This window comes from Eggerthia catenaformis OT 569 = DSM 20559 (assembly GCF_000340375.1).
Taxonomy (GTDB): Bacteria; Bacillota_I; Bacilli_A; order Erysipelotrichales; family Coprobacillaceae; genus Eggerthia; species Eggerthia catenaformis.
This window is the reverse complement of record NZ_KB446646.1, coordinates 358905-371295: the sequence shown is the minus strand read 5'-3', so window position 1 is coordinate 371295 and position 12391 is coordinate 358905. Positions and strand designations below refer to the sequence as shown.

Genomic DNA, 12391 nt, shown 5'->3' with positions numbered 1-12391 from the left:
TCCCTATTAAAGATGACTAATGGATATAGTCATCTTTAATAACCTCTATAAATCTGTCGGCAGATGGTCTTCCATCATGGCAGAAAAGCTGTCTTTTCAGATTTTTTCTCGCTTCTTTTTTAGGATCATGCCCTTCTTTAAGCAATTGAATATACTTCTTTACTTCCTCAAAATCTTTAGCAATATAATTAGCATCAACAATCGCAGTAAAAATATCATCAAGTTCTACTCCCGTATCACAATAAATAATAGGCTTCTCCGTCATAAAATACTGAACCAGGATAGAAGAAGGGTCAGTGACAAGAACATCTGAATTTGCGAAACTCTCAGTATAATCACTGCTGTTATCATAGCACATCAGCTTAGAAATAGTAATAGAATTCAGATACTTATCCGCCTCTTCTCCGGTAATCTTATTTTTAGAAATAAAGTTATCAAATAATAGTGGATGAGGTCTAAAAATAAGATAAAGATCTTTATTATCTTTAACAAAAGATACTATCTTATCTTTATAATCAAAGAAACTGCTTCCCCCCATTTCTTTATCATCATTCCATCTTGGTGTCCATAAAATATTAAAAGAATCTGTTTGAATATTTTGAATATGGCTGAAATGATCAAGACTCGGATAACCGCAGTTTACTGTTTTTTTAACACCTTGCTTATGAGCAATCCGAAATCTTCTGATATTATACTGTTTTAAAAACTCCGATTCAGCAAAGAAAATGGCTACATTTCTAAAGAATCTCCCGCTATAGCAATCATCAAGAATACTCATAACCATTGGTCCGAATCCATAGGAACAGTAACAAACTCTGGCATATGCAGAAACACTGGAACTCTTATATTGCTCAGGCAAATAAAAATCATAAGGACGAGCAATAAACACATAATCCGGATGAATAGACTTTAAATCAAAAAGTTCCTGACCTTCTTCTGCTTGTATAATATGTGAAGAAGGATACATTTTCTTAAAATAAGAATAACTTGAATTATACGTTTCATTAAAATCTTTAACTGTTAGAATTAAGAGATCAAAGGTTTTATCCAACATCATTTTTTCATACACCGTTTTAATAACATCCCAGCTGATCTTATTCTGAATCATGAAAACAACTCTGATAGTATCAGATTTTTTTCTATTCATATACTGTTTTTTCATACGAAAATAAGCTTTCGCATTATCCCATATAAAACCATGAAAATAGATTTTTTTACCCATATTTCTAATTAAAGAAAATCTTGATAGCTTCTGATAAATAAATCTTAATAATCTCATAATGATCCCTCTTGTTTATCTTTCATTACATCTAATCATGAATATTAATAATAATTGTCTGATTTTAAAAAGTAAAGGTATATATCCTATTATCTTATTAAATAAATCAGATTCTTTAATCGCCAGTAACTGATATTTCTTTCTATTACCATAACGATTATACAAATTAAATAATCTAGACATATGCTGTTTTCTTAGCTTTTCTTTTTCTTCCTGATAAGAATAAAAAGACTGTATTTCATAGATAGAATTTTCAAATCTCTCAAGCTTATCTAATGAAGCCTGATGACTTAATGAATTCTTAATATAGCGATAAACCGCAAGCTCCTGATCAATAAAAGCAAGCTTTGTATGATTAGATAACCAGATCCAGAATGGATAGTCTTCCATCAGCCAATCTTTTGTTTCCGGATTAATATCATTAATATACTCTTCTATCAGAGATCTTTTAAAACAAGATGTACAGGCAGGAATCCCATTAGAGAAAATCAGATCTTCCCTTTTTTCTCTTGAACTGCCAATAGTATGCTTTCTCATCTTAGACAAATAATCGTCAAAAACCTTTACTTTCCCATAACACATTCCAATATCCTGATGAGATTCCATAAAATCATACTGAATCTTCATCTTTCCCGGTAGCCAGTAATCATCACCGCCACAGACCATAATATATCGACCTTGAGCCATTCTCACTGCATTAAAATAATTCTTAATAACACCTAAGTTTTTCTTATTAAAAATCTTTTTAATATATCCCGGATATTTTTGATCAATAGAATTAATAATATCTCCGGTATGATCCTTTGAGCAATCATCACCAATAATAATTTCCATCGAAAAATCAATATCCTGATTAATAATTGACATAAGTGTCTCTCTTATATAATTTTCCTGATTATATGTGATAATGACTACAGATACATCCATATGATACCTACCTATTTATAATTTTCTAAAAACTCAATATATTTTACAATAAAAGATTTTGGTGAAAATCTCTGATAATCATCAAAAGCATTCTTAGATAATTCCATCAATAACTGATCATTCTGATCAAGCAGTAAAACCTTATCCTTAAAATCATTTTGATTCTCCAATATATAACCATCTTTTCCATTATGAATAACCTCTGCTGTTGATTCACCCCAGCTATAAGAAACAACAGGTATACCACATCTTTTAGCCTCTAAAATATTAAGAGGCAACCCTTCTAATCTGGAAGCAGAGACTAATGCTTTATAATTCAGATACACTTCTTTATCTACTGTAAATCCTTTTAAATGAATAAAATCATTAAACCGGTGATCATCAATATAAGCTTTTAAGCTCTCTTCTACAACTCCGGTTCCATAAATATCTAAATAGATCTCCTGATTCTCTTTATGAATCTGATTAAATATATCTGCTAATTCAAATAAATTCTTACTTTGAGCTAAACGTCCTAAAAAAAGATATCCCTTTCTCAAATCAGGTAATTCATCTTCTCTTAGAGGACTGTCAGCAAAATTATAAATATAATCAGCATTTAATCCCTTATTTTTCGCTTTTAATGCATCAGCAGCTGATCTAAAAATAATCAACGAAGGAGCCGTCATAAACTTTATCTGAAGTCTGGAAGCCAATGTTCCTTCAAAGAAATATTCATATTTTGTATGTATCTCTAATATAAACCGATTTGTATGATGTAAGAATATTGCAGCACTAGGTGAAGTAGCAACTATCAAAGCATCCTTTTCAAATAAATGCTTTGCTTTTCTTCTGGAAAAAGGAATACTTATAAAGTATATCATCATATTCCATAATGCTTTAATAAACTCAATGAGTCTTAAGGCTTTTAAATAACTTAGCAGATCAACAAAATCACTATCTATAGAATAATGATGAAGCGTAATAAACTGATAATCTGAAAAAGCATCCTTATGAAAATCAGGTGATTTAAATACTTCTACAATACAAATATCATACTGATCTTTTAATTCTTTAAAAATATTCTTATACATTCCTAATAACCCGCCGCTTTGAGGTCTGGGAAACTGATCAAATACAAAATATAACTTTTTCATACATTGCCCCAATTCTATAAAGATACTCTTACTAATCTATATATCTTTCCAAGATAATCCTTAGAAATAAATAATAAATGAAAACATTTTCCAATAACCGTCAGATAATTTTTATTCTCAAGAGCATATAACGCTTCATTAAAAACCTGATTCGCTTTTAAGAATCTGTTTATCTTCTTTTCACTCTTATGTCTTTCTACATATTCCTTAGCATTCTTAATATCAGCAATTTCATTTTTACGATAAGCTTTGGTAATATACTTTAGATAAAGATACTGTTCATATAGATGTGTTCTGGAAATACTATCTTTTGTAAGTCTATATCTTAATAAACACTGATTAATATTTCCTATCTTATATCCTTTTAATACTGCTCTTAAAGTAAAATCAGTATCCTCACATAAAGGTATCTGACGATAGCCATTAAGATCTTTAAACATCTCCTTTTTACCAAGCCATGTCGGGTGAGAAATAACCTGATTATACTTTAAACATTTTTTAATCTTCTGAACAGAAGAAGGAACCTTTTTTATCTGATAAAGAGTATTCCCCTGTTCATCTATCATCATAGATAAACATCCTACTAAATCAAGCTGATGAGATACTAAATAATCATATTCTTTTTCTATTCTATCAATTTCCGATATATCATCAGCATCCATCCGGCATATATACTCTCCTTTAGCTAATTGAATACCCTTATTTAATGTAGGTGTTAATCCCATATTCATTTCATTAATAGAGAACCTTATTCTGGAATCCTTCTCTACATACTCCTGAATACACTTTATATGTTCCTTATTATCAGGATTATCTAAAATAATAATAAACTCAAAATCTTTATATGTCTGATTTAAAATAGATTCTATAGATTCTCTTAATAAAGAAATATCCTCTTTATAAGTTGACATAAGTACACTGATCTTCATCTTAGATATATCCTTTCTCTTATTTCTATACAATTTCTCTTAATCCTTTACATAAATACAAAAATAAACTGTATCCCTATCTCCTTCTATATAAGAAAGCCTATAATGAGATCTTTTCATATACTTACTTATATTTTCATCAGTAGAAACAACAACTGATACAGGAAACTTATTTAATATTTCTTTTACAAATTTCTGATATGTTTTTTCTGACGGGTGATATATAAAATCATTATAAATAGAAATACATTTCTTATTATATTTATCAAAGCGAGGATCACTGTTAGCAGGATAACGAGCTAAACCGTTAAGACTGATACAATAGGGAGCAAACTGACGTATTGAATTAGCCACCGCAATAGAAGCGGTATTTTCAGTCTCATTCACTTTTTCTATAAAAGAACGGACATAAACAGGTGCCAGCACAACAAAATTCTGATCTTTTTTAATATCCAGCTGATTGATTCTTTGACTCATCTTTATAACTGAATCAGCCGCAAAATAACGATGTCTTAAAAATAATCTCAGTTCATCTAGAACAGTCGTCTGACTGTAGTCTACTTTTAAAGAGATAGCCGTCATGCTGACAGCTATCATCAGTATGACAGACAGACAACTGATCATGACTTTATGAAACCTTAATTTCATTATTAAATGATAAAGTATAAATAAACATCCTATTAAACTGATTAAAATACTGAACATATAATAACTGGAAATAAATCTTGCCATCACAAATCCATACGCACTTACCTGTTTAATTATATAATTAAATGGCGGAAGAATACAGAATAGGCAAATACCGATAGAACAGAAAAGCATATCCTGTAATTCCTGATAATGATAAAAAAGATAAGCAATACCTAAAGCCATCAAAAAAGGAAGGATCGTTTTTATATTTAATGAAATAATATAATGAACATCTTTATCAACATGAGTGTTATTTCCAATCAATAAACCTATTAAAGCTAATATGATAATATAGACAAATAATAAATATCTCTTTTCTTTCAGCAAATTAATAAATATGCCACAAAGAAAAATACTTATACTATAAGGCAATGATGTAGGAGATAAAGAAAATAAAGCAAATGCTGTTATTAAATAAACTGATAGAGATCTTATGGAAAAACTCTTCTCTTCTAATAAAGGAATAATAAGCCAAATCATCCCACAGCTTCTTACAACCATAGAACCATAGTACATCGCTACATTCATAGCCCATCCGCTATAAAAATATATTCCTAATATATCTAAAACCTGTCTTGCACAGAAACCGAAGATAAGCAAGGAAACAGAAGCATATTGAAGATAATAATCTTCAACAGGTTTCTTTAATTGGCTATTGATATAATCTGCTAAACAGTAAATAGAACAAGAAAACAAAAAATAATTAAACAAAGATAGGAATCCTCTCGCAAAAAGAGTCGGTATCATATCTAATAAATAAACAAAGAATGAGGCATTCAGTTCAAAAACCGAATAATTATAAACATCTAATAACTTCGGGTAAGCAATATTTCCAACACTGGAATTAGTAATAAAAGGATTTTTTATATAAGGTAATGTTGCGATTCTGGTAAGATAGAAGCCGCCATCAGTAGCTTCATTAAACCAATAATAATGATTATAAAAAAGGCTGATAAAAATCATTGCAATGGCTGGCAGAAAGACAAACCAGTAATGACTTATCATTCCTTTTTCAAATAAAGATATCTTTCTTTTTAATATTCGGATAACTGATATCAGTAAAGAAACAGATATCAATATAAGTTCATAATAATAAAAGATTTTCCATTCTCCTTGAAGCACCTGAAGAAGAATACCGACAATTGCGGATGCACTTAGATAAACAATATAGCCGGCAATAAATCTATAAGGAGCTTTCTTCTTAGGAAAAATAGCGGTTCCAATCGTAAATAGATAGAATGAAAATATAATAATCCATACTATTCCCTTTAAATAATTCATGAGATAACCTTTCCTTTTTATTTAATACTATTACTTGAAATCATTAAGACATTTGATAACATAAGAAATCTGATCCTCATTCATACCATAATAAATAGGAATACTTAATACTGTCTTACTGATTTCTTCAGCGATAGGAAGTTCTCCTTCTTTAATATTCAAATTCTCATAAGCTTTTTGTAAATGCATGGGAATAGGATAATGCTTAACTGTCCCAATACCCTTTTCATTAAGATAAGTTTCTAATTCATCTCTTTTATCACATCTAATCACAAATACATGATAAATATGATCAAATACTTCATTCGGCTTTTGCGGCAGATGAATAAAAGGATTTGTAATCTCATTAAAATATCTTTCCGCAATATGTTTTCTTGCCTGATTCCATTTATCAAGTTCAGGTAACTTAACTCTTAAAAATGCAGCCTGTATTTCATCCAGACGGCTATTAGTTCCCTGATAGATATGATGATATTTATAATCAGAACCATAATTACCTAAAGCTCTGACTTTATCAGCTATTTCTTTATTATTTGTAGTAATACAGCCGCCATCACCTAAAGCCCCCAAATTCTTGCCCGGATAAAAACTCCATCCTGCTCCATCAGATAATGATCCGACCTTATGACCTTTATATAAAGCTCCATGTGCCTGAGCAGCATCTTCTATCACCTTTAAATGGTATCTATCGGCAATCTCATGAATAGCGTCCATATCAGCAGGTCTGCCTTGTAGATGAACCGCAATAATCGCTTTTGTATGTTCATTAATCTTTTCTTCAATTCTTGAAACATCAATATTAAAAGTATTGATATCAGGTTCTACAAATACCGGCAATGCTCCTACATATGATACAGCCAGAGCAGTCGCAATATAAGTATTTGAAGGAATAATAACTTCATCACCTGATTGAATATCCATAGCTTTTAATAATAAATACAATGCATCTAAACCCGTAGCGACACCAACACAATATTTAGTGCCAATATAATCAGCATATTCTTTTTCAAACTGATGCAGCTGCTCGCCCTGAATATAATTACTTTCATCTAAAACGTCATCAAAAGCATGATGAAGTTTTGTATTCAATTCATTATGCATGGGCTTTAAATCTACAAATGGTACTCTCATATTATTCTCCTCTTACATACTTTAAAAACTCATCATAGTTTCTAATATAATCATTTTCATCATAAGGCTTTGAAGCTAAGACTACTAAGACTGCATCATCAGAAAAATCCGACATTTCTCGCCAAATATTATTAGCTACATAAAGTCCTTCTTTAGGAGAATTAAGAAGTACATGTTCAATTTCTTCTCCATTATCTAATTTAATAACACATGATCCCTTAACACAGATAAGAATCTGTTCAAGACTCTTATGTGCATGATATCCTCTTGTTACACCATGAGCAGTCTCATAAATATAATAGACTCTTTTAATTTGAAAAGGAATATCCTTAAATTCTTCTAAAGCTACTAAATTACCCCTTTCATCGCCATGTGACTGAAAGTAATATTTCTTTATTTTCATATTATTCACCTTTCTTTTTATTCTTATATTCTTCAATGCTCAATTTCTGTATCATTTCCAATTCTCTTTCCTTCATTTTAGAGATCGTAATGGTCTGACTAAAAAGCATAATATATAAAAAGAAAATAAACATAGAAAAAATAAAATTACTGGTTGATATAAATCCCAGCATCCGTGCTAAAAAAGCGGCAATATCGGGAAATATACTAACAATAAGTAAAGCAATGGACCATAAAATCCATGAAATAGCCTGTTCTATATTTAAATGATTTTTTTGAATCTTTCTAATAATAAATATAAAAGTAATTACACTAATAATAATGAAAAACATCTGCTGTTTTAGACCCATTATTATTCCCCCTTTCTAAATGGCTGAATAAAGAATATAGAAACAATCATTCTTGACATATACTTAATAGTATTAGCAAGATTCAAATAAGATTCACCAAATTCTCTTTCTTTCATCTGTACCTGTACTTCTTTTATTTTCTTGCCTGATTTCATCATATAAACCAATGTATCAGGTTCAGGAGGATTATTCATATCCTTAGCATATAATTTAATACACTCTCTGCCATAGGCTCTAAAGCCGCTGGTAGGATCTGTAATCTTCTTTCCTGTAACTAATCGTATACAGAAACTGATTAATCTACTTCCCAGCATTCTGGCAGTTATCGGCTTCTTTTTAGAAACAAAACGAGAGCCTATCACAATATCATTTCCTTTTTCAATCTCAGCAACCAAATCTTTAATATATTCTGCCAAATGCTGCCCATCACCATCAAACTGAACAGCTACATCATAGTTTTCTTCCAATGCAACCTTAAATCCTGTTTGTACAGCACCAAAAAGACCCTGATTTAAAAAGCCGTTAATATAATTATAATGATGTTCTTCTAAGATATTTAAAGTATTATCTCCAGACCCGTCATTAACAACTATATAATCAACATGAGGCTCATTAGTCAGGATATCTTCTACTGTTTTTACAATATTAAGTTCTTCATTATAGGCAGGCAATATCACTAAAGTCTTTAACATAATCCTCTCCCTTTTCATAAACACAATATACCACAAATACAAATATAAAACTAGCATTCTATAAAGGGCATAGTGGAATTTCTTAAAAGAAAAACACCTAATAAAAACTATTAAGTGTATAAATTAGCGTTTTATAATATATAATAACTTAGCTTTCAGCTGATTAAAGATCTCATGAGCTAAACTTTCTTTTAATAATATGAGAGTTATACCATAAACACTGAAATAAAGAATAGCTGAAATGAGCAACGTTATAAAATGACTCTGTCCTAACAAAGGTACCCAGAATGATAGGAGTAAAGCAAAAATATTTGCGATCAAAAGTTTCAAATACTTAATGCCTTTAAAAAGATTCGGAAATTCATTTCTAATATAAAGATACTGAACCAATAAAACAGAAGCTTCAGCTACCAGCGTTCCAAATGCCGCTCCGGCAGAAGCAAAACAAGGTATTAATAGCCAGTTAAGAAGAATATCAACTATCGAACCTACTATCTCAGAGTAAAGAACCGCTTTCTCATAGCCCAACGGAACAAGAATCTGTATACCTGTAATATTTGAAATACCAATAATAAGTAATGTTGGCATAATAATCTGCATAGGTATGATAGAATTCTTAAAAGCTTGCCCTGATAAGAAATAAATGCCTTCTTTTGCGAATAAGATAAAATAAATCATTAAAGGCAAAGCAATTAAAAACACAAAATTTAATGCTTTCTTAGTAAGTGCCTTAAACTTATCTATCTCATTTGTCTGAATATAATAAGAAGCTCTTGGCAATAAGACTGTTCCTAATGAAGTCACTATTGATACTAAAATCGATTTGATCTTAACCGCAGCTCCATAGTATCCTACATCTGCATCAGTTTTCATAAATCCCAGCATAACTGAATCTAAATTAGTATATATAGTAACTGCACAGCTCATCGCAAAAAAAGTAGCAACAGCTCTTAAATGTCTTTGAGGCTGATAATGACCTACCGGCTTAAAACTGATATATTTTCCGGCATTAATAAAATTCAGTATACTGGAAGCACTTGATGCAAAAATAGTAATAGCACCATAAATCACATAATCACTTTGTTTATGTATTAATAAGAACATGGCAGCTAAAGCAATAAACTTAAAAATAATAGATCTGACAGTAATATAAGTATATTGTTCTAATGCCCGATAAAGCCATTCCATTCCTATTGCTGTTAAAATAATAGTAAAACTCATTAAGATAAATAAAGTCTTATCATTATAAAGACGAGGAACAGTAAAAACAGTAATAAAGAAAACAATATATGATAGAATACTAATCACAATATTAATAAATAATAATTCATGAGTAACTCTTGTTAATTCTTCTTTATTATCTCTTACTCTGGCACAGGCTCTGATTCCGTAGGTTGGTATCCCTAATTGAGAAAAAAGCAGAAAATAATTAATAATTGAAGTCGCAAAATTTACTTTTCCCATTCCTATAGGTAATAATATTCTGGAGATATAAGGAAAAGTAATTAATGGGAAAATGAAGGAAGACATTGTAAGTAATGCATTCATTATAAAATTCATTTTTAATGATCTTTGTTTAGACATAAAATCCTCCTTCATACTATAACACTAAGACAGCTTACAATATGTATAAAATGTTATATGTTCATGATCACTGCTGACATTAATAAGCTTATAACCTATACCCTTTAAGAAAGAATCAGATTTCTTATTGATTGTTACAATACAATTAATTGGGTACTTCTCTAATATATCCTGTTTAAATTTTTTAAATGTATTTTTTGATGGATGAAAAATAAATTGATGATAACTCTTTATCTTATTCTCATCATATCCTTCAAATGTCGGATCAGAATTATCCGGATATCTTTGCAGTCCGTTTAAAGAGATAATATCAGGTGCAAACTGTCTTAATGAACATGCCACCATAATAGAAGTATGCACATATCCATCATGTACCTGTTCTCTAAATCTACCAACTTTATAAGGTGCTGCTACAATAAGCTTTTCTTTATGTTTCTTGCTTAATCCATTTAAAGAGTATCCCAATTTTACAACCGCCTTATTCGCAAACTGATGATGTCTTAAGAAAAGCTTAAATTCAGAAGATATTCTTGTATGACTATATTGCGTCTTTGCTTTAACAGAGACAAATGTTAAGCATAGTGCCAACAAAATATAAGACACCGGGATAAAGATCTGCTGATATTGCAGCTGAGCGATAAGCTGATATAAACAGATCATTATGACTATGACACTGATAATAAGAAGCAACATGTAATAGCTTGATAAATATCTTCCTAATACAAAGCTAAAGCCACTGACTTTCTTTAAGAAAAAATTAAATGGTTCAATGACTATTAAAACATAAAAAATAATCAGATATTCAGTTAATGTCTTAAAAGCATCATTATATTTATCTAAATAATAGAACCCTATTATAAAGATCAATGGTAAAAAAGATTTCATGTCCAACTTCATAATAAATAATACTTTATCATCTACAACTTTCGTATCTTTAATAAGAAGATTGAATAATACAAATAAGAATATACTGACAAAGAATAATTCTCTACTATAGTTCTTTCTTAAAGTAACAAAGATATAGCCTATCATAACAGAAGCTATAAATGGAAGTGCGGTAGGTGATTGTGAGAATAGGGCAAATGAAGTTACAAAGAAAATAACAGCATTCTTAAGATTAGGCTTATCACCATCAAGAATAGGTAATAATAATACAATCAGTCCGGCTGTTCTGACAATCATAGACCCATAATACATAGCAACATTAATAGCCCAGCCGCTAAGAAAATAAACTTTTACTAAATCTAGCATCTGTCTGGCACAAAAGCTGAAAATCAGCATACTTAATGTGAAATACTGAAGATGCAACTTAGCTATCTTTGATCCTGTTTTCTCATTAATAACTTCAGTTAAACAATAGAGAGAACAGGCATATACGAAATAATTAAACATAGATAAGAAGCATCGCGCAAAAATAGTAGGCATAATATCTAAACAATAAATGAAAAAAGAAGCATTCAGCTCAAAAGTAGAGAATGTATAAGCACCAAACAATCTGAATCCTACAGTATTGCCAACACTAGGATTAATACCAAACGGATTAGAAATATATGGTATACTGGCCATTCTGGTAAGATAGAAACCGCCATCAGCACTTTCATTAAACCAGAAATAATGATTATAGAAGAGACTTACAAAAATCATTAAAACAGGCGGTACAATCACAAACCAATATGTCTTAATAAACTGTAAAGTTCCCTCTTCAAATAAAACAATCTCTTTTTTCTTAATATACCAATAAGCAAAGATTAATAATATAATGATCAGACATATTTGGTAATAGAAGAAAATCTTCCAGTTTCCTCTAAACATCTGTAAAGGAATACCGACAACTGCTAATAAAGCTAAATAAAGAAAATAACCTCCTAAAAAACGATAAGGTGCACTCTTTTTAGGAAACAAGGCAGTCCCTATAACATATAGGAATGATATATAACAAAAAATCCATATAAATCCCTTTAAATAATCCATAAATTACCTCCTAATAAGC

At 30.1% G+C, this 12391-nt stretch carries 11 protein-coding genes; all 11 read right to left on the bottom strand.

Annotated features, from left to right (window positions below; genetic code table 11):
• Positions 1-16: 16 nt before the first annotated feature.
• Complete coding sequence (locus HMPREF9943_RS01750) at positions 17-1279, bottom strand: CDP-glycerol glycerophosphotransferase family protein (RefSeq protein WP_004801496.1); 1263 nt, start codon at positions 1277-1279, stop codon at positions 17-19.
• Between the two features lie 15 nt (positions 1280-1294).
• Positions 1295-2206: a glycosyltransferase gene (locus HMPREF9943_RS01745; protein ID WP_004801494.1), complete on the bottom strand. Its 912-nt coding sequence runs from the start codon at positions 2204-2206 to the stop codon at positions 1295-1297.
• Positions 2207-2217: 11 nt separating this feature from the next.
• Positions 2218-3342, bottom strand: coding sequence for a glycosyltransferase (locus HMPREF9943_RS01740; RefSeq protein ID WP_004801492.1), 1125 nt, complete (start codon positions 3340-3342; stop codon positions 2218-2220).
• 14 nt (positions 3343-3356) lie between these two features.
• Positions 3357-4271 (bottom strand): glycosyltransferase, encoded by a 915-nt coding sequence (locus HMPREF9943_RS01735; protein WP_004801490.1) that lies wholly within the window; start codon positions 4269-4271, stop codon positions 3357-3359.
• Positions 4272-4310: 39 nt separating this feature from the next.
• The gene (locus tag HMPREF9943_RS01730; protein ID WP_004801488.1) at positions 4311-6242 is read right to left on the bottom strand and encodes a hypothetical protein; all 1932 of its coding nucleotides are present in this window, start codon (positions 6240-6242) and stop codon (positions 4311-4313) included.
• Between the two features lie 30 nt (positions 6243-6272).
• Positions 6273-7373: a DegT/DnrJ/EryC1/StrS family aminotransferase gene (locus HMPREF9943_RS01725; RefSeq protein WP_004801486.1), complete on the bottom strand. Its 1101-nt coding sequence runs from the start codon at positions 7371-7373 to the stop codon at positions 6273-6275.
• A 1-nt stretch (position 7374) separates the two neighbouring features.
• A complete protein-coding gene (locus HMPREF9943_RS01720; RefSeq protein WP_004801484.1) occupies positions 7375-7776 on the bottom strand; it encodes a sugar 3,4-ketoisomerase in 402 nt (133 codons plus the stop codon).
• 1 nt (position 7777) lies between these two features.
• Positions 7778-8125, bottom strand: a complete 348-nt coding sequence (locus HMPREF9943_RS01715; RefSeq protein WP_004801482.1) for a DUF2304 domain-containing protein — start codon at positions 8123-8125, stop codon at positions 7778-7780.
• A 2-nt stretch (positions 8126-8127) separates the two neighbouring features.
• Positions 8128-8817, bottom strand: a complete 690-nt coding sequence (locus tag HMPREF9943_RS01710; RefSeq protein ID WP_004801479.1) for a glycosyltransferase family 2 protein — start codon at positions 8815-8817, stop codon at positions 8128-8130.
• 123 nt (positions 8818-8940) lie between these two features.
• Positions 8941-10401 (bottom strand): flippase, encoded by a 1461-nt coding sequence (locus HMPREF9943_RS01705; RefSeq protein ID WP_004801477.1) that lies wholly within the window; start codon positions 10399-10401, stop codon positions 8941-8943.
• 24 nt (positions 10402-10425) lie between these two features.
• Positions 10426-12372 carry a DUF6077 domain-containing protein gene (locus HMPREF9943_RS01700; RefSeq protein ID WP_004801474.1) on the bottom strand — a complete coding sequence of 649 codons (1947 nt, stop codon included), beginning with the start codon at positions 12370-12372 and terminating at the stop codon, positions 10426-10428.
• Positions 12373-12391: the final 19 nt, after the last annotated feature.